19 protein-coding genes and 1 pseudogene are annotated in these 17,157 nt (G+C 70.2%); 15 read left to right on the top strand and 5 right to left on the bottom strand.

The genetic code is table 11. The features are described from left to right. The first annotated feature begins 7 nt into the window (after positions 1-7). The 3 genes from IEQ44_RS00520 to IEQ44_RS00510 all read left to right on the top strand — a co-directional run bounded on the left by IEQ44_RS00520 (position 8) and on the right by IEQ44_RS00510 (position 2,370). Entirely contained in the window at positions 8-1,120 is a 1,113-nt protein-coding gene (locus tag IEQ44_RS00520) for a ferrochelatase (RefSeq protein ID WP_193636475.1), read from the top strand. Then, positions 1,117-1,926, top strand: a complete 810-nt coding sequence (locus IEQ44_RS00515) for an inositol monophosphatase family protein (RefSeq protein WP_193636474.1) — start codon at positions 1,117-1,119, stop codon at positions 1,924-1,926. The genes IEQ44_RS00520 and IEQ44_RS00515 overlap by 4 nt, the downstream gene beginning before the upstream one ends. 153 nt (positions 1,927-2,079) lie before the next feature. Continuing rightward, the gene (locus IEQ44_RS00510) at positions 2,080-2,370 is read left to right on the top strand and encodes a DUF4193 domain-containing protein (RefSeq protein WP_193636473.1); all 291 of its coding nucleotides are present in this window, start codon (positions 2,080-2,082) and stop codon (positions 2,368-2,370) included. Between the two features lie 105 nt (positions 2,371-2,475). Here the strand turns inward: IEQ44_RS00510 and IEQ44_RS00505 are convergent, their stop codons facing one another. After that, on the bottom strand, positions 2,476-2,757 hold the full coding sequence (locus tag IEQ44_RS00505; RefSeq protein WP_193636472.1) for a DUF4235 domain-containing protein: 282 nt from the start codon (positions 2,755-2,757) through the stop codon (positions 2,476-2,478). A gap of 48 nt (positions 2,758-2,805) precedes the next feature. Further along, a complete protein-coding gene (locus tag IEQ44_RS00500) occupies positions 2,806-3,261 on the bottom strand; it encodes a DUF3093 domain-containing protein (protein WP_193636471.1) in 456 nt (151 codons plus the stop codon). Positions 3,262-3,352: 91 nt separating this feature from the next. Here IEQ44_RS00500 and dut point away from each other — a divergent pair, with 91 nt between their 5' ends. The 4 genes from dut to IEQ44_RS00480 are packed head-to-tail and all read left to right on the top strand — an operon-like array spanning position 3,353 to position 5,583. Continuing rightward, positions 3,353-3,826, top strand: a complete 474-nt coding sequence (gene dut / locus IEQ44_RS00495; RefSeq protein ID WP_193636470.1) for a dUTP diphosphatase — start codon at positions 3,353-3,355, stop codon at positions 3,824-3,826. Positions 3,827-3,848: 22 nt separating this feature from the next. Further along, complete coding sequence (locus IEQ44_RS00490; protein WP_193636469.1) at positions 3,849-4,475, top strand: DUF3710 domain-containing protein; 627 nt, start codon at positions 3,849-3,851, stop codon at positions 4,473-4,475. Positions 4,476-4,495: 20 nt separating this feature from the next. After that, entirely contained in the window at positions 4,496-4,840 is a 345-nt protein-coding gene (locus IEQ44_RS00485; protein WP_438861833.1) for an OB-fold nucleic acid binding domain-containing protein, read from the top strand. Then, a complete protein-coding gene (locus IEQ44_RS00480) occupies positions 4,837-5,583 on the top strand; it encodes a DUF3159 domain-containing protein (protein ID WP_193636467.1) in 747 nt (248 codons plus the stop codon). Before IEQ44_RS00485 ends, IEQ44_RS00480 begins: the two co-directional genes overlap by 4 nt. Positions 5,584-5,599: 16 nt before the next feature. On the opposite strand, the gene IEQ44_RS00475 is transcribed toward IEQ44_RS00480, so the two are convergent. Both IEQ44_RS00475 and IEQ44_RS00470 read right to left on the bottom strand, forming a co-directional pair. Further along, positions 5,600-6,271, bottom strand: a complete 672-nt coding sequence (locus IEQ44_RS00475; protein WP_193636466.1) for a potassium channel family protein — start codon at positions 6,269-6,271, stop codon at positions 5,600-5,602. 3 nt (positions 6,272-6,274) lie between these two features. Continuing rightward, complete coding sequence (locus tag IEQ44_RS00470) at positions 6,275-6,922, bottom strand: potassium channel family protein (protein ID WP_227486692.1); 648 nt, start codon at positions 6,920-6,922, stop codon at positions 6,275-6,277. Between the two features lie 98 nt (positions 6,923-7,020). Here IEQ44_RS00470 and IEQ44_RS00465 point away from each other — a divergent pair, with 98 nt between their 5' ends. The 8 genes and pseudogenes from IEQ44_RS00465 to IEQ44_RS00430 all read left to right on the top strand — a co-directional run bounded on the left by IEQ44_RS00465 (position 7,021) and on the right by IEQ44_RS00430 (position 16,595). After that, positions 7,021-9,060 carry an APC family permease gene (locus IEQ44_RS00465; RefSeq protein WP_438861832.1) on the top strand — a complete coding sequence of 680 codons (2,040 nt, stop codon included), beginning with the start codon at positions 7,021-7,023 and terminating at the stop codon, positions 9,058-9,060. Then, a complete protein-coding gene (locus tag IEQ44_RS00460; RefSeq protein ID WP_193636463.1) occupies positions 9,057-10,217 on the top strand; it encodes a class I SAM-dependent RNA methyltransferase in 1,161 nt (386 codons plus the stop codon). Before IEQ44_RS00465 ends, IEQ44_RS00460 begins: the two co-directional genes overlap by 4 nt. Positions 10,218-10,351: 134 nt before the next feature. Continuing rightward, positions 10,352-10,972 (top strand): phosphohydrolase, encoded by a 621-nt coding sequence (locus IEQ44_RS00455; protein ID WP_193636462.1) that lies wholly within the window; start codon positions 10,352-10,354, stop codon positions 10,970-10,972. Between the two features lie 200 nt (positions 10,973-11,172). Beyond that, entirely contained in the window at positions 11,173-14,007 is a 2,835-nt protein-coding gene (locus tag IEQ44_RS00450) for an aconitate hydratase (protein ID WP_227486648.1), read from the top strand. Between the two features lie 180 nt (positions 14,008-14,187). Next, on the top strand, positions 14,188-15,588 hold the full coding sequence (locus IEQ44_RS00445) for a hypothetical protein (RefSeq protein ID WP_193636460.1): 1,401 nt from the start codon (positions 14,188-14,190) through the stop codon (positions 15,586-15,588). After that, a complete protein-coding gene (locus IEQ44_RS00440; RefSeq protein WP_193636459.1) occupies positions 15,575-16,087 on the top strand; it encodes a SigE family RNA polymerase sigma factor in 513 nt (170 codons plus the stop codon). Before IEQ44_RS00445 ends, IEQ44_RS00440 begins: the two co-directional genes overlap by 14 nt. Next, positions 16,084-16,230, top strand: a pseudogene (locus IEQ44_RS00435) (thiamine-binding protein); the annotation flags it as partial. The gene IEQ44_RS00440 and the pseudogene IEQ44_RS00435, both read left to right, overlap by 4 nt. A 56-nt stretch (positions 16,231-16,286) precedes the next feature. Next, positions 16,287-16,595, top strand: a complete 309-nt coding sequence (locus tag IEQ44_RS00430) for a thiamine-binding protein (RefSeq protein WP_193636457.1) — start codon at positions 16,287-16,289, stop codon at positions 16,593-16,595. Positions 16,596-16,667: 72 nt separating this feature from the next. Here IEQ44_RS00430 and IEQ44_RS00425 read toward each other — a convergent pair whose 3' ends face one another. Then, positions 16,668-17,147: a hypothetical protein gene (locus tag IEQ44_RS00425; protein ID WP_193636456.1), complete on the bottom strand. Its 480-nt coding sequence runs from the start codon at positions 17,145-17,147 to the stop codon at positions 16,668-16,670. Positions 17,148-17,157: the final 10 nt, after the last annotated feature.

Below are 17,157 nucleotides of genomic sequence, written 5' to 3'. Positions count from 1 at the left end.
TGGCGCCATGAGCACCCCCGAAGCGCTTGCCCAGGCCCCCTCCGTCGCCCCCTACGACGCCCTCCTCCTCCTCTCCTTCGGCGGCCCCGAGAAGCCGGACGACGTCGTGCCTTTCCTGGAGAACGTCACCCGCGGTCGCGGCATCCCGCGCGAGCGCCTCGTCGAGGTGGGGGAGCACTACTTCGGTTTCGGCGGACGTTCGCCCATCAACGACCAGAACCGCGCGCTGCTGAAGGAGATCCGCGCCGACCTCGCGGCCGCCGGCATCGACCTGCCGGTCTACTGGGGCAACCGCAACTGGGACCCCTACCTCCGCGACGCGGTGGAGGAGATGAAGCGCGACGGCGTCCAGCGCGCCGCGGTCTTCACCACGTCGGCCTACTCGTCCTACTCCTCCTGCCGGCAGTACCGGGAGAACCTGGCCGACGTCGCCCTCGAGGTGCCCGACGCTCCCCGGCTGGAGAGGCTGCGGCAGTACTACAACCACCCCGGCTTCGTGGAGCCCTTCGTCGACGCGACCCTCGACGCCCTGGCGCGGCTGCCCGAGGAGCTGCGCGAGGAGGCACAGCTCGTCTTCGTGACCCACTCGATCCCCACGGCCATGAACGACACCAGTGGTCGTGACGGTGGGGCCTACCTCGCCCAGCACCTCAGCGTCATGGCGGAGGTGGCCTCGCGGGTCGAGGCTGCGGCGGGCCGGGAGTTCGCCCACGAGCTCGTCTACTGCTCGCGGTCGGGCGCCCCGCACGTGCCGTGGCTGGAGCCGGACGTCAACGACCGTCTGGAGGAGCTCGCCGCCGAGGGGGTGCGGGCCGTCGTGATGGTCCCGATCGGCTTCGTCTCCGACCACATGGAGGTCGTCTACGACCTCGACACCGAGGCGATGGCCACGGCGGCGAAGCTCGGCATGGCGGCCACCCGTGCCTCCACGCCCGGCACCGACCCACGGTTCGTGGCCCTGGTGCGTGACCTCCTCGTGGAGCGGGCGGCGCAGGAACGCGGCCGTCAGCCGCGCCGCGCCGCGCTCGGTGACCTGCCCGCCGGACCCGACCTGTGCGCGGTGGGCTGCTGCGCCAACCTGCGCGAGTCGCGTCCCGCAGCCTGCGGCGTCGATTCGTGACCACGCCCGCTGCGCTGCGCGACCTGGCCGTGGAGGTGGCGACCGCCGCTGCCGACCTGGTCCGCCGGTCGTCCGACGACGTCGTCGTGGCCGCCACGAAGAGCAGCGCGGTCGACGTGGTGACCGAGGTCGACCGACGCAGCGAGGCGTTGGTCCGTCGCCTGTTGCTCACCGCTCGCCCCGACGACGGGGTGCTGGGTGAGGAGGAGGGCGACGTGCGGGGCACCTCGGGCGTCCGATGGATCGTCGACCCCGTCGACGGCACCGTCAACCTGCTGCACGGCATCCCGGAGTACGCGGTGTCGGTGGCCGCCGAGGTCGACGGCGCGGTCGTCGCGGGTGCGGTGGTCGACGTGCCGGCGGGGCACGTGTACGCCGCGGCCACGGGTGAGGGCGCCACGAAGGACGGAGTGCCGCTCCGGGTCCGGCCACCCGCTGCGCAGGGAGCGCGGTTGGTGCTGACCGGGTTCGGCTACCAGGCCGAGGTGCGGGCCCACCAGGGGGAGTGCGTGGCTCGGCTGCTGCCGCGGGTGCGGGACATCCGGCGCATGGGTTCCTGCGCCCTCGACCTCTGCCACCTGGCCGAGGGGAGGGCCGACGCCTACGTCGAGGAGGGCCCGGCCATCTGGGACTGGGCGGCGGGACAGCTGGTCCTGACCGAGGCGGGAGGGCGCTTCGCGCTGCTCCCGGGACACCTCGGTCGACGTCTCGAAGGCTGGTCGGAGCAGTCGGTGGTGGTTGCCACCGGGGGCGAAGAGTGGGACGGTTTCGTCGCAGATCTGCAGGACTGCGGTTTTCTCGCCTGAGGGACCGCCAGCGGCGGTGGAATACGCCGGGCGTCGGTCCTGTTGGGCAGGACGCTGCCTCCGGTGTGGGATCCGGGGGTGGGATGGGGCACAATTCCTCGCGCCGAGAGGGCACGAGGACACCGATGGCACATTCGGGAACTGGAAGAAGAGATGGCGACCGACTACGACGCACCGCGCAAGACCGAAGAGGACCAGAGCGAAGAGAGCATCGAGGAGCTCAAGGCGCGACGGCACGACAAGAACTCCGGCAAGGTCGACGAGGACGAGACCGAGGCGGCCGAGTCGTTCGAGCTCCCCGGCGCCGACCTCTCCCACGAGGAGCTGGCCGTCGAGGTGAAGCCCAAGCAGGAGGACGAGTTCACCTGCATGAGCTGCTTCCTGGTGCACCACCGCTCGCAGCTCGCCGACGCCGACAAGATCATCTGCCGCGACTGCGTGTGACGTGACGGGCCCAGGCCCGTCCAGCGTCACCGTCGATCAGCGCACGAAGGCCGTGTCCCCGCAGGGACACGGCCTTCGCGCATGCTTGTCGGCGCCCGCCCGACGTCAGTCCTTCTGCAGGCCCGGCGGGAGGTGCCCGGTGGAGCGGGCGTAGTAGCCGGCGGCCTTGCGGGTGGCGAGCATGCGGGCCAGCGCGATCGCGGTGCCGCTCACCGTGGCCCATGCCACCGCCTCCCACAGGTCGACGTCCGGGTCCGCGGGGTTCTCAGGCGGGTTCTTGCCCGTGGCGGCGCGCCAGGACCCGTCGATGGCCTTCTTGGCGACGGCGGCCGCGCCCAGGGCGGCGGCCAACGAGAACACGTTCCAGATCTTCGAGCCCGATGCCATGCATTCCTCCTCAGGGTGGGCACTCACCCTAGCGACCGCGGACCTGGTTCAGGAGGAGACGGGGGTGAACTCCGCGAGGGCGGCGGCCAGCTCGCGGGGGTGGCGGGTGTGCAGCAACCAGTAGGGGGTTGGGTCGTCGGGGTCGGTGATCTCGACCTTCACCGCGCGCTTGAGGTAGGGCCGCAGGAGCAGGTACGCCCGGGCGTCGGCGTCCACCCCGGCGACGCGGCGCGTGTCCTCGCGCCCCAACGCCTCGACCGAGCCGACGTGCGCGAGCGCGATGTGGGCCCGCCCGGCGTGCAGCACCCCGTCGCTCACGCGGATCCGCGCACCGTAGCTGGTGAAGGCGCCGGCCATCAGCAGCAGCATCGCCGCGGTGAGTGTCCACACCACCGCGAGGTAGTCGTCCATGGAGACGGCCAACGCCAACCAGAAGCTGGCGACGAGCATGGTGCCCTGCACCCACCAGCGCAGGGGGACGTGCAGTCGCTCGGAGTAGTCCACGACCCAAGCCTAGGCGGAGCGCTCGAAGTCGGTGGCTCGAGGTGGGCCGGACGTGGGAGGGGGCGCCGGCCCGCCGAGTAGGGTCGGGGCCGTGAACGATGCAGAGCTCGAGGTGCAGGTGGTCCGGATCGACCCGGAGCTGCCCCTGCCCGCCTACGCCCACCCGGGTGACGCCGGCGCCGACCTGCACACGACCGTCGACGTGACGCTGGAGCCGGGGGAGCGGGCCCTGGTCCCCACCGGGATCGCGCTCGCGCTGCCGCCCGGGCACGTGGCGCTGGTGCATCCGCGCTCAGGCCTGGCTGCCCGTCACGGTCTCTCGATCGTCAACACGCCCGGCACTGTCGACCAGGGCTACCGTGGCGAGGTCAAGGTCATGCTCATCAACCATGACCCCCGCGAGAGCGTCGAGCTGCGACGGGGCGACCGCATCGCCCAGCTCGTCGTGCAGAAGTTCGAGCGTGTCCACTTCGTGGAGGTCGACACGCTCGCGGAGACCTCCCGTGGGGTCGGGGGTTACGGTTCCACCGGGGGCTTTGCCTCCACCCCGGCCGTCCAGGCATGACCCTCCCGAGGAAGCAGAGAGCGTGAAGTTCCGCCGCAAGTCCGCACCGGCCCCAGACGTCGCCGACGAGGGCCCCGCCGCGCCGACGGCGCCGACCGGGCCCACCGGGCCCGGCCCTCACGACGCGGGAGAGCTGAATGACGGGGTGGAGCGCGTCGACCTGGGGTCGTTGCTGATCGCCCCGTCGCCCGGACGCGAGCTCCGGCTGCAGGTCAACGAGACGACCAACGAGGTCGCCTCGGTGCTGCTGGTCGCGGAGGAGGGAGCGTTGGAGCTGCAGCCCTTCTCGGCCGCGAGCAGCGGGGGTCTGTGGGAGCAGGTCCGTCCGCAGATCGCCGCCGACGTCGCCCGCCGGGGCGGCACCACCAGCGAGCGCGAGGGCCGCTTCGGCACCGAGGTGCTCTGCCGGGTGCCCGCCCCCATGCCCGACGGCAGCGCCGGGGTCCAGGTGTCACGGATCATCGGGGTCGACGGACGACGGTGGATGTTGCGCGCGACCCTGCTCGGGCGACCGGCGCAGGACCCGGAGTCCGCCGCCGAGTGGGAGGACGCCATCGCCCAGGTGGCCGTGCGTCGCGGAGACCAGGCCATGCCCGTGGGCCGCCCCCTGCCCTTCGTTCTCCCGCCCGAGGCTCGCCGGAGCCGTTGACGATGTCGGTGCGCGGATCCGTGCGGCAGGCGCTCTCGCGCTGGGCGGACACGGCTGACCAGGAGCAGCGGGACCTCCGTCGGACCCACGGCAGCGCCGGGGAGCTCGCCATCGCCGAGGCGCCGTTGCGGACGCCGGTCACCCTGCAGGGCACGCTGCGCTCGGTCACGCTCATGCCGCGAGGCGGGGTGCCCACCCTGGAGGCGGAGCTCGACGACGGCACCGCGACGGTGACGCTCGTCTGGCTGGGTCGGCGTCGCCTCGCCGGCATCGAGGCGGGCCGTGCCCTCTCGGCCTCGGGGCGTATCGGGCTTCACGACGGTCGTCGCATCCTCTACAACCCGCGATACGAGCTGATGCCGTGAACGAGCAGTCCACCTCCGACCCCACCCCGGGCAGCGTGGCCAGCGCCGACACGGTGGAGGCGCTCGTACGCCGCCAGCTCGCGGAGGCGCTCGGCGGACGACGCGGCATGGTCGAGGCCGCCGTGCCCACCATCCTGTTCACCGCGGTCTGGTTGCTCGCGAAGGACCTGCGCGCCGCCCTCGTCGTCTCGATCGCGGCTGCCGTGCTCATGCTCGCGGTGCGGGTCGTGCAGCGCTCGTCGGTGCAGTTCTGCGTCAACGCCCTGGTGGGCATCGCGATCGGTTGGTTCTTCGTCAACCGTTCGGCCGCGGCGGGCGGCAGCGTGGAGGAGCAGGCACTGGCGTACTTCCTGCCCGGCATCCTCTACAACAGCGCCTACGCCGTCGTGCTGGCCCTGACCTGCCTCGTGCGCTGGCCCTTGGTCGGTTTCATGGTCGGCAGCGTCACCGGCGACCCCACCGCGTGGCGGAGTGACGCCGGCGTGGTGCGACTCTCCACCGCGCTGACCTGGGTCCTGGCCGTGCCCTGCGTGGTGCGGGTGGTCGTCCAGGCGCCCGTCTACCTCGCCGGCACCTCCGGCGGGATGGACGCCGATGCTGCGGTGGCCACGCTCGGCTTGCTGAAGATCGGTCTGGGCTGGCCCCTGCAGCTCGCCGCGCTGGCCTGGATGGTCTGGTTGCTGGGCCGCAACCACACCCCGCTCGAGACCTCGACGCCTCCGGAGCCCCGCCCGGAAGGCTGAGCCCGAAAAGCGGGGATCAGTCCTTGCGTACCCGCGGAGCCAACAGGTCCTGCAGCTCGTCCTCCGACTCCTCGCTCACGACGAAGAGCAGCTCGTCGCCGGCCTCCAGGGGCTGCTCCCCGCTGGGCGGGTAGACCTGTCCGTCGCGCAGGATGGTGACGAGCTGGCAGTTCTCCGGCAGCGGGACCAAACCCGACGGTCGCCCCACGTAGGGGGAGTCGGGCGGCAGGGTCATCTCCACCAGGTTGGCGTCGCCCTGGCGGAAGGTGAACAGTCGGACGAGGTCGCCGACGGTGACCGCCTCCTCGACGAGGGCCGACATGATGCGCGGGGTGGAGACGTTGACGTCGACGCCCCACGCCTCGGTGAAGAGCCACTCGTTGTCGGGGTGGTTGACCCGGCCCACCGTGCGGGGCACACCGAACTCGGTCTTGGCCAGCAGCGACGTCACGAGGTTGGCCTTGTCGTCACCCGTGGCGGCGATGACGACGTCGCAGGTCTCCAGCTTCGCCTCCTCCAGGGTCGAGAGCTCGCAGGAGTCGGCCAGCAGCCACGAGGCCTCGGGGACGCGTTCGGGCTTGACCGCGCTCGCGCTGCGGTCGATGAGGAGCACGTCGTGACCGTTCTCGATCAGCTCCCGGGCGATGGCCCGTCCGACCGCTCCTGCTCCTGCGATGGCGACTCGCACGGCTCAGTCCTCCTCCGGTCCCTGCTGGATCATCCTGTAGGTCTCGGCCGCAGTCTCCTCGCGCATCACCAGGTGCAGCACGTCGCCCTCCTGGATGACGGAGTCCCGGTGCGGCAGCATTCCCTCGCCCAACCGGTCGATCCACGCGATGCGGCTGCTGGTCTGCATCTGGAAGTGCACGGTGCGCTGACCGATCCACTCCTCCGTCACGGGCACCTGGTCGAGGCGGATGGTGCCCGCCGGGTCGCGGAAGTCGGGTTCTGCGCCCGCCGGGAGCAGGCGACGCAGGAACTGGTCGGAGGTCCACTTCACCGTGGCCACCGTCGTGATGCCCAGGCGCTGGTAGACCTCGGCGCGCCCCGGGTCGTAGATGCGCGCGACGACCTGGGCGATGCCGAAGGTCTCGCGGGCCACGCGGGCGGCAATGATGTTGGAGTTGTCGCCGCTGGAGACGGCGGCGAAGGCGTCGGCGCGACGGATGCCGGCCTTCTCCAGGACTCCTTGGTCGAAGCCGACGCCGGTGACCTTGTCGCCGTTGAAGTCCGCCCCGAGACGGCGGAACGCCTCCGGGTCGGTGTCGATCACCGAGACGGTGTGGTTCCGGTCCTCCAGGCTGCGCGCCAGCATCGAACCCACGCGGCCACAACCCATGATCACGACGTGCACGGGCCACACGCTATACCGAGATGGCGGACCCCCGCGGCCACGCCGCCGACCGCGAGGCGCTCGGGGGGTCTAGCCTTCACCTCGTGGGTGTCGGTGACGTGTCGAAGCGGATCCTCCTGGGGCGCAAGCTGCGCAGCTCCCAGCTGGGCGAGACGCTGCTCTCCAAACGGATCGCGCTGCCGGTCTTCGCCAGTGACGCGCTGAGCTCGGTCGCCTACGCACCGGACGAGATCTTCATCATGCTCTCGCTGGCCGGCGTCTCGGCCTACACCATGTCGTGGCAGGTGGGTCTCGCCGTGGCGGTGATGATGACGGCGGTGATCGCCTCCTACCGGCAGACCGTCCACGCCTACCCCTCGGGCGGGGGTGACTACGAGGTGGCGAAGGTCAATCTCGGGCCCACCGCCGGGACGACGGTGGCCAGCGCCCTGCTGGTCGACTACGTGCTGACGGTCGCCGTCTCCATCTCGGCTGCCGCCCACTACGCCTCCTCGGGCCTGGGAGCGCTGCAGGGGCACGAGACCGTGCTCGCGGTCCTGCTGATCGGGCTCCTGGCTGCGCTCAACCTGCGGGGCGTGCGGGAGTCGGGCCTCTACCTGGCGGTGCCGACCTACCTCTTCATGGCCTCGGTACTCGGCATGTGCGCCTACGGGCTGTTCCGACTCGCCCAGGGCACCCTGCCGCGCGCCGAGAGCGCGGGTCTGGAGATCCTGGAGGCCCCGGGCTACGACGGCGAGCTGACCACCGTGGCGCTGCTCCTCCTGCTGGCCCGGGCCTTCTCGTCCGGGTGCGCGGCGCTGACGGGTGTGGAGGCGATCTCCAACGGCGTTCCCGCCTTCCGCAAGCCCAAGAGCGCCAACGCGGCCACGACCCTGGCGCTGCTGGGCGCCATCGCGGTGACGATGATGATGAGCGTCATCGTGCTGGCCCAGCAGATGGACGTACGGATGGTCGACCCCTTCCAGTTCGACCGGTTGGTGGACGGCGCGGGCAACCCTGTGGCCGAGCAGCACGCGCTCCTCGCCCAGATCGCACGCGGGGTGTTCGAGGGCTTCCCGCCGGGGTTCTACCTCGTGGTCATGATCACCGGAGTGGTGCTGACGCTGGCCGCCAACACGGCCTTCAACGGCTTCCCGGTGCTCGGCTCGATCCTTGCCGAGGACGGCTACCTGCCCAAGGCCCTCGGGTCGCGGGGCGACCGGTTGGCCTACAGCAACGGCATCGTGTTCCTCGGCGGGATGTCGGTGGCCCTCGTGATTGCGTTCGACGCGCAGGTCACCAGGCTCATCCAGCTCTACATCGTGGGCGTCTTCGTCTCCTTCACCCTGAGCCAGCTCGGCATGGTGCGGCACTGGACCCGCAACCTGAGCCTCACCAAGGACGCGGCGGAACGTCGCCGGATGCACCGTTCGCGGGCCATCAACGCCATTGGCATGTCGATGACCGGCGCGGTCCTGGTCGTGGTGCTGATCACCAAGTTCACCTACGGGGCCTGGATCACCGTGCTGGTGATGGGCTTCTTCTTCCTCGTGATGCGTCGGGTGCACCATCACTACGAGGAGGTCGCGCTCGAGCTCGCGGTCGACGAGGAGGACCGCGTGATGCCGACCCGCGTCCACGCGATCGTCCTGGTCTCCAAGCTGCACAAGCCCACGTTGCGGGCCCTGGCGTTCGCCAAGGCCACGAGGCCCAACGTGCTCGAGGCGGTCTACGTGGACACTGACCGGGTTGCCACCCAGCAGCTCGTCCGCGCCTGGGACGAGCGTGACTTCGACGTGCCGCTGAAGGTGCTGCACTCTCCCTACCGTGAGGTGACGCGGCCCATCGTGGAGTACGCGCAGGCGATCCGCCGCGCCAGCCCGCGCGGTGTGGTGGCTGTCTACATCCCCGAGTACGTCGTCGGGCGCTGGTGGGAGCAGCTGCTGCACAACCAGAGTGCGCTGCGCCTCAAGGGTCGGCTGCTCTTCGCGCCCGGGGTCATGGTGACGTCGGTGCCCTACCAGCTCGAGTCGTCCCAGGTGGCGCGGGAGCGAGTGGCCCGCGAGCAGGACCGGGTCAAGGCTGGTGACCTGCGTCGCGGCCGGGTGGTCGACGAGGACGAGGGCAGGCAGGTGCGCCGATGAGCCGTAACCCACGACAACGACGCGCTCGAGGGCGCTCGAGGGTGGGGGAGCGTCACGAGGCGGTGGTCGGTCCGGTCGCCCACGGGGGTCACTGCGTGGTGCGGGTGCCGGCGGGGGACGCCTCGGACCCCGAGGCCACGCGTGTGGTCTTCACGCGCCACGCCCTGCCCGGCGAGCGCGTGGTCGTCCAGATCACCGAGGGCACTGACGGCGACCGCTTCTGGCGCGGTGACGCGGTCGAGATCTTGGAGGCTTCCGCGGACCGCGTCGCAGCGCCCTGCCCGTTCGCCGGCCCCGGTCTCTGCGGAGGCTGCGACTTCCAGCACGTCGCCCTGCCCCGTCAGCGGGCGCTCAAGGCCGACGTGGTGCGCGAACAGCTGGTCCGGCTGGGTCGCCTCCCACCGGATGACCCGTTGGTCTCGGACCTCGTCGTCGAGAGGGTGCCCGGCGACGACGACGGGCTGCGGTGGCGCACCCGGGGACGCTTCGTCGAGCTGGGCGAGGGGCGACGGGGGATGCGTCGCTTCCGGTCGCGCGACGTGATCGAGGTGGACGACTGCCTGATCCACCGACCGGGAGGCAGCGAGCACACGGTGCACGGCGTCGCGTTCGACGTCGCACCCGGTGGCTTCTGGCAGGTGCACCCAGGGGCGCCGCAGGTGCTCGTCGACACGGTGCTGGCCATGCTGGACCCTCGCCCCGGCGAGTCGGTCCTGGACCTCTACGCAGGCGTGGGCCTCTTCGCCCGGTTCCTGGCCGAGCGGGTCGGGCCGGACGCCCGAGTGGTCCTGGTGGAGGGCGACGCCGAGGCGGCCCGCCGTGCGGCCCGCAACGTCGCCGGGGCAAAGGTGCGGACTCGTGCGGGAGACGTGGGCACCGTGCTGGCGCACGACTTCGATGAACCCTTCGACCTGGTCGTCCTCGACCCGCCACGCGAGGGCGCGAAGCGGGCTGTCGTGGAGCAGGTCGTCGACCGCGCACCGCGCGCGATTGCGTACGTGGCCTGCGACCCCGCCGCACTGGCCCGCGACATCGCGCTCTTCGCCGAGCACGGCTACGACGTGCAGGAGCTGCGCGCCTTCGACCTCTTCCCGATGACGCACCATGTCGAATGCGTCGCGCTACTGACGAAAAGTGGCTCTCGCCTGCGGTCGTAGCACGACCAGCCCTCCGGCGCCCGGTCCTGTCGGATAAGGCCGGATTTGTCGGACGGCTCTGCGACGATCCGTTGTGGAACGGTTGAGCCGACGATGGTTCGCCCAGCCGTCATCAGCGACGAGAGGACTCGCCCATGGCGCGATCAACGCTCACGCTCGATGGGGTTCGCACCCTGGCCCGCGAGGCTCACGCCGGCCAGGTCGACAAGCAGGGCCGTGACTACTTTGTGGCGCATCTGGATCCGATTGCGGCGAGTCTGAGGAAGTTCGGCGACCACGCCGAGATGGCGGGCTACCTGCACGACATCATCGAAGACACCGAGATGGACGAGTTCACGCTGCTCCGGGCAGGGGTGCCGTTCTCTGTGGTGCGGGCCGTCGCCGCGGTGTCGAAGCGGGAGGGTGAACCGTACGAGCAGCTCATTCGACGCGCCGCGCTCGACCCGCTTGGTCGGCTCGTGAAGCTGGCCGACAACGCGCACAACCTCGCTGAGCTCGATGCCCTCGCGGAGACGGACCCGGAGACCGCCGAACGCCTGCACAAGAAGTACACGACCGCTCGCGAGATCCTGTTGTCGGTCGGATCGCCCGAGGGCAGGGCATGGATGATCTCCGCCCTTCAGGAGATGGAGCACAACCATCCGCGTGCAACGCCTGATCCGGACCACTGGCCCTCGCGCGACGACCTCGACGAGATGGAGTCGCTGGCCGCATTCCGTGACCAGATCGTGGCGTTGGAGGCGTACGACGTCTGACGTCGCCCACAGCCGATCCTGACCCGCCGACTGACCGCTCGGCAGCGGCTCACCCCCCATCGTGTATCTTGACGTCGAGAGATATCCATGCTCGGTGCGACCCGACAAGTAAGGGTTGCCTTGCTATCTCCGCGCCTGCAGGCAGCGGCAAGATGGTCCGAGCGTGACAACCCCCAATCCCCTCCGAGGAGATGCGACTGATGGCCAGTCAGGACAGCTTCGGTGCCAAGAGCACCCTGGACGTGGACGGGAAGTCCTACGAGATCTTCCGTCTCGACGCGGTGACGGGTGACGACGTCAACGTCGAGACCCTCCCGTTCTCCCTCAAGGTGCTCCTCGAGAACCTGCTGCGCACCGAGGACGGCGCCAACATCACCGCGGACGACATCCGCGCGCTCGCCGGCTGGGACGCCGACGCCGAGCCCGACAAGGAGATCCAGTTCACGCCGGCCCGCGTGATCATGCAGGACTTCACCGGTGTGCCGTGCGTGGTCGACCTCGCCACCATGCGTGAGGCGATGGCCGACCTGGGCGGCGACCCCTCCAAGATCAACCCGCTGGCGCCCGCCGAGATGGTCATCGACCACTCCGTGATCGCCGACGTCTTCGGCACCCCCGAGGCCTTCGAGCGCAACGTCGAGATCGAGTACGAGCGCAACCGCGAGCGCTACCAGTTCCTGCGCTGGGGCCAGGGTGCCTTCGACGACTTCAAGGTCGTCCCGCCCGGCACCGGCATCGTCCACCAGGTCAACATCGAGCACCTCGCCCGCACCGTCTTCACCCGTGAGGTCGACGGCGAGCTCCAGGCCTACCCCGACACCTGCGTCGGCACCGACTCCCACACCACCATGGTCAACGGCATCGGCGTCGTCGGCTGGGGTGTGGGCGGCATCGAGGCCGAGGCCGCCATGCTCGGTCAGCCGGTCTCCATGCTGATCCCGCGCGTCGTGGGCTTCAAGCTGTCGGGCGACCTGCCCGAGGGCGCCACCGCCACCGACCTGGTGCTCACCATCACCGAGATGCTGCGCGAGCACGGTGTGGTCGGCAAGTTCGTCGAGTTCTACGGCCCCGGCGTCTCCGCGCTGCCGCTGGCCAACCGCGCCACGATCGGCAACATGAGCCCCGAGTTCGGCTCCACCATCGCGGTGTTCCCGATCGACGAGGAGACCGTCAAGTACCTGCGCCTCACCGGCCGTTCCGAGGAGCAGCTCGCGCTCGTCGAGGCGTACGCCAAGGAGCAGGGCCTGTGGCACGACCCGTCGGCCGAGCCGCGCTTCTCCGAGACCCTCGAGCTCGACGTCTCCACGGTCGTCCCGTCCATCGCCGGCCCGAAGCGTCCGCAGGACCGCATCCAGGTCACCGACGCCAAGCAGTCCTTCCGGGGCGCGTTGAGCGCCTTCGTGGACGACGACGCGGAGACCATCACCGGTGCCTACGACGAGGCCCTCGAGGAGACCTTCCCGGCCTCCGACGTGCCGGCTGCTCACGAGGACGTGCACGGCCAGACCGCCGGGCGTGACTACCTCAACCTGGCCCCGGTCGACGGCGGCCGCCCCAGCGACCCGGTCGAGGTCACCCTCGCGGACGGCACGCAGTTCACGCTCGACCACGGTGCCGTCACCATCGCGGCGATCACCTCCTGCACCAACACCTCCAACCCGAGCGTGATGATCGGGGCGGCGCTGCTGGCCAAGAAGGCCGTCGAGAAGGGCCTGACCGCCAAGCCCTGGGTCAAGACGACCCTGGCTCCCGGCTCCAAGGTGGTCAGCGACTACTACGAGAAGTCCGGCCTGACGCCGTACCTCGACAAGCTCGGCTTCAACCTCGTCGGCTACGGCTGCACCACCTGCATCGGCAACTCCGGCCCGCTCATCCCCGAGGTCTCCGCCGCGGTGAACGAGAAGGACCTGGCCGTGACGTCGGTCCTCTCCGGCAACCGCAACTTCGAGGGCCGCATCAACCCCGACGTGAAGATGAACTACCTCGCGTCCCCGCCGCTGGTGGTGGCCTACGCCCTGGCCGGCTCCATGGACGTCGACCTCTTCGACGACCCGCTGGGTCAGGACACCGAGGGCAACGACGTCTACCTCAAGGACATCTGGCCGTCGCCGTCCGAGGTGGAGGAGACGATCGCTGCCTCCATCACGTCCGAGATGTTCGACGAGTCCTACGCCGACGTCTTCGCCGGTGACGAGCGCTGGCGTTCGCTGCCCACCCCGGAGGGCAACACCTTCGCGTGGGACGAGGACTCGACCTACGTGCGCAAGGCTCCCTACTTCGAGGGCATGGCCCAGGAGCCGGAGCCGGTCACCGACATCGAGGGCGCTCGTGTCCTGCTGAAGCTGGGCGACTCGGTCACCACCGACCACATCTCGCCCGCCGGTGCGATCAAGAAGGACTCGCCGGCCGGCAAGTACCTCGCCGACAACGGCGTGCAGCACCGTGACTTCAACTCCTACGGCTCGCGCCGAGGCAACCACGAGGTCATGATCCGCGGCACCTTCGCCAACATCCGCCTGCGCAACCAGCTGGCGCCGGGCACCGAGGGCGGGTTCACCCGTGACTTCACCGTCGACGACGCCCCCGTCACCAGCGTCTACGACGCGTCGGTCAACTACCAGGAGGCCGGCATCCCGCTGGTCGTCCTGGCCGGCAAGGAGTACGGTTCCGGCTCGTCGCGTGACTGGGCGGCCAAGGGCACCTCGCTGCTGGGCGTCAAGGCCGTCATCGCCGAGTCGTACGAGCGCATCCACCGCTCGAACCTGATCGGCATGGGCGTCATCCCGCTGCAGTTCCCCGAAGGCGAGAGTGCTGACTCCTTGGGCCTGACCGGCGAGGAGACCTTCGCGTTCTCCGGCATCACCGAGCTCAACGAGGGTCGCATCCCGAAGACCGTCAAGGTCACCGCGACCAAGGCCGACGGCCAGGTCGTCACCTTCGACGGCAAGGTGCGCATCGACACCCCCGGCGAGGCGAGCTACTACCGCAACGGCGGCATCATGCAGTACGTGCTGCGCCAGCTCCTCAAGGGCTGACCCGCACGACCCGGTCCCGGGGGCTTACGCCTCCGAGCCGCTGACGAACCCCCGTCCCGCCTCGTGCGGGGCGGGGGTTCGTGCTCCCGGCTCCAGGCCGGAAGAAGTTCGGTCCGCCACCCAACCTTCCGTCCTGTGAGGGCGTACTCGTGTGTGAGCATCACCCACCGAGGAGGACCCATGACCGGCAGTGACCTGGAGGACCGGCTCGCCCGGCTCGCCGACGGTGAGGTCTCCGCGCCCACCCCGCGCCCGGACGACCTGTGGAAGCGTGGCCGGCGCTGGCAGCGTCGTCGGCGGGTGTTCGCGGCCGTGACCGGCGCCGCCGTGGTCGTCCTCGCTTCGGGGCTCGTGACGTCCGTCCTGCCGTTCATGGACACAGGCGCTCCGGACGCGGGGCCCGCGGCCAACGAGGTCGCCCCGCGCATCCCCGACCGGTTGTTCGAGCCGTCGCCGTGGCTCGGCACGCTGCCGGATGAACCCGTGGTGGCGGTGATGGACGCCTTGCGTGGGTCGTGGCGGGGGACCGACCTGGGCCTGGTGGGGATCTCTGCTCTCACCGGCGAGTACGGCTTCTTGGACCTGCCGGACCGGGCAGGGGACGCGGTCGCCCTCTCTCCGGACGGTGAGCGTCTGGCGTACTGGCTCGCCGGTGAGCCCGCCGGTGAGCCCGCCGGTGAGCCGCAGGTCGACTTCGGGCAGACGCGACCCACGGTGGGAGTGGTGGTCAGGGACCTGCGTACGGGTGAGGAGCACCGCCACCACGTCGAGACGGAGCACGGCCTGCGCGGCTGGTCGCTCTTCTGGATGGACGAGGACACCTTGGTCTTCGACTACGGCCAGTTCACGGTGGGTGCTTCGGCCCCCGAGGAGGACCAAGGAGGGTCCGTCAGCGAGGGAGCCCTGTGGTGGCGACCGGGGGAGAGTGCGCCGGTGAAGTGGCCCTGGCGGAGACAGGTCCCGAGTGTCGAGTTCTGGAGCGCTCGTGACGGGGATCTCCTCGGAACCGACGGCGAGGCCGGGTTGATCATGCTCGACGCCGGACAGGGGAAGCGGACGCCTGTGCAGGGGGATGCCGGAGCCGAGGTCAGCTCGAGCCAGGTCAGCACCGTCGCCCTCGGTCCCGACATGCAGGTGGCCCTGATCGGGTCGAAGAGGTCGCAGCAGACGCCCAACCGCGTCTGGGTGAGCAGACTGACGCCCCAGGGCGAGGGTTTGGCCCTGGCGGACCGCACGGCGATCCCCGGCGTCAGGAAGGCGTACGGACTCCTGGGCTGGCGCGACGGAGACCTCCTCGCCATGATGACCGTCGCGGGGGAGGGCACTGCTCCCGATCGAACAGGCGTCGTGGCTGTCGACCCGGCGACGGGTGATCGACACCCTGTCGTCACCGAGAGCGGCGAGACGGGTCTCTCGTCGTGGCAGCTCGCCCGCGGCCTGCTGGAGACGGCCGAGGTCGTGGAGGGTCGTCAACCGCCCGACCCGCTCGACCCCCGGCTGGCGGTGGCGCTGTGGGCCGGTGGGCTCGTCGTGGTCGTCCTCGGTGCCTTCCTGGTCTGGAGGCGCCGTGGCCGCCCCTGAGGAGTTCACCGAGTTCGTCGCCTCGCGCCACGCTGCGCTGGTCCGCACAGCGCGGCTGCTGGTCGCCGACGAGCACGCGGCCGAGGACCTCGTCCAGGAGGCGTTGGCGCGTTGCGTGCCCGCGTGGTCGCGGATCGAGGGCAACCCCGAGGCATACGTCCGCACCGTCATGGTGCGCACGAACATCTCGCGGTGGCGGCGGCGTCGAGTCGCGGAGACGTCCGTGGCCCGGTTGCCGGAGACGGCCGTGCACGACGCGGACGTGGAAGGACGCGAGGAGCTGCGGGCGGCGTTGGCCGGCCTGCCGCCGCGGCAACGGGCCGTCGTCGTCCTGCGCTACGTGGAGGACCGCCCCGAGCGTGAGGTCGCGGAGACGCTGGGGTGCAGCGTGGGGACCGTGAAGTCGCAGGCGCACGCGGGCCTCGCGAAGCTGCGTACGCTCCTGGGCACCGACGCTTCCGAGTCGCAGACGGCGCCCGCGGCTAGCCTGACTCCATGATCGTCGCCATCAGCATCAGTCCTTCCGGAGCCGACGAGACCGGCGGGGTCGCGGCAGGTGTCGCCGAGGCCGTCCGGGTGATCCGGGACTCCGGCCTGCCCCACGAGACGAACGCGATGTTCACCAACATCGAGGGGGAGTGGGTCAAGAAAAGGAACATGGCGACGACTGCCCCCACCTACCTGAAGGAGATTGCCTGATGCTGGTTGCGTTCTCGGTTGCGCCGAACGGAACGGGACGAGAGGACGCTTCGGTGTCGGATGCCGTGGCGGCGGCGGTCAAGGTCGTGCGCGAGTCGGGACTGCCGAACCGGACTGACGCGATGTTCACGACGATTGAAGGGCCGGACTGGGAAACGGTGATGGACGTGGTGAAGCGCGCTACTGAGGCTGTCGCGCCGTTCGGCTCCCGCGTCTCGCTTGTCCTAAAGGCCGACATTCGTCCGGGATACGAGGGCGAACTCGACGCCAAGGTGGCGCGTGTCGAGTCAGTGCTCGGAGACAAGTAGAAGTAGGCGCCCAAGCGGGTGTGCGATGTCCTGCAGCCAGGCTTGGGTCGGATTGCGACTTCGCCAGGGCGTCTAACTGTTCGCCCGCACCTCACGCCGAACGGCGGCGACGAAGGCAGCCTGGGCGTCTGTGTACGACTCCGGTTCCCCCGGGGGCGTTTCAGTGACCCCCAGTTCTTCCCTCATGGCGGCGCCGTAGAGATGGAAGGCGGCGTTCCGCAAGTCTGCTGACGCAACTAGGCGGAAGCGGGCGAGGGTCTCGTTGATCGCGTCAGATGTCGTGATGTGAGCCTCGATGCGCTCGCGGCGGTCCTCGATGTAGCGGGGATAGCCGACGCGACCAGACTCGGCGAGTTCGCTCGTCAGCGTTAGGAGCCTTGTCGCGACGTCGAGGATCAGGTCATCCCAGCGCGCCTGATCCTTTCGCTTCAGGTCAAGGCGCGCCCGCAAATGAGCACCCAAGAGGGTCAGGGAGACCCCGCTCAGCGCGGCCGCCGCGGCGATAACAGGCGCTCCCCACCAGGGGGTTGTGGTGAGTGGCGCGAGTGGCATGGCGCCAGCG

The organism is Nocardioides malaquae (assembly GCF_015070385.1).
GTDB lineage: Bacteria > Actinomycetota > Actinomycetes > Propionibacteriales > Nocardioidaceae > Nocardioides > Nocardioides malaquae.
This window is presented reverse-complemented; position numbering and strand designations above follow the sequence as displayed.